This window comes from Sphingobium sp. (genome assembly GCF_033795625.1).
GTDB lineage: Bacteria > Pseudomonadota > Alphaproteobacteria > Sphingomonadales > Sphingomonadaceae > Sphingobium.
Genome location: NZ_JARYGI010000093.1, coordinates 1 through 949 on the forward strand (window position 1 = coordinate 1; position 949 = coordinate 949).

General features: G+C 56.3%; 1 protein-coding gene. It reads right to left on the reverse strand.

The features are described from left to right. A partial coding sequence (locus QHC67_RS18715; protein WP_319296669.1) for an IS110 family transposase occupies positions 1 to 725 on the reverse strand: 725 nt, incomplete at its 3' end. Between the last annotated feature and the right edge of the window lie 224 nt (positions 726 to 949).

Sequence of the window (949 nt, forward strand, 5' to 3'; positions counted from 1 at the left end):
CGCCTTGAGTGCGACCTCAAGCTTTCGATCACATTCGAGAACTTTGGTTTGGTAGAAGTCGAACAGGCCAGGGACTGGCCAAGCGCGAAGATATGCTCGTCCCGCCAGTTCCCCGATAATGCTGCACGAATAGTCTCAATAGTCGCATGACAGCGGACGTCGCGCATTTGCGCCAGCGTGTTGGGTGTACGTTCCCCGCTCACAATGGCCCTGATGATCCGCATGCCCGTCACGCCGGTGATGTCGGAGACGACGTGATGGAGTTGCACATTCATCTCCATCAGCGCCTTCTGCATGTGCTGAATATGTGAGGCGGCATATTCGATCAGTCGCTCGCGCTGCCGCAGATAGGCACGCATGGTCGCCACGCCCGCCTCTGGACGGAAACTCCCCCGCAGCAGCCCGTAGCTGTGCAGGCGTTGCAACCATGCAGCGTCGCTGACGTCGGTTTTGCGACCCGGTACATTCTTAGCATATCGCGCATTGACCAGGATCACCTCAAAGCCGTGTCCTTCAAGCACTTCATAGGCCGGAATCCAGTAAACACCGGTCGATTCCATCGCGACAGTCGTGACGCCATGTGTCTTGAACCATCGGGCCATATCATGAAGATCGCCGGTGAATGTGCCAAACGCTCGTACCGGATTATCATCGGCGTGCGGATTTATGGCCGCCATATGCATGGTCGATCCAATGTCGATGGCAGCAGCGCGTGGATTGACCATGGACAACGCGCCAGATTTTGATCGTTCCATTCCAAGTCCTCCTTTAAAACAGGAGGGTATGGGCGATGCTAAACGTCATCTTCCTAACCGGGATCACCGCAGAACGGCGTCACCACTCTCAAGTACGCAAACACCCACGGGCCACGTTTTTTAACGGGGTATCATGCCTCCAATAAGCCATCGGCCGCGACCCTCCAGACCGCACCATAGCACGACCCGTTTCT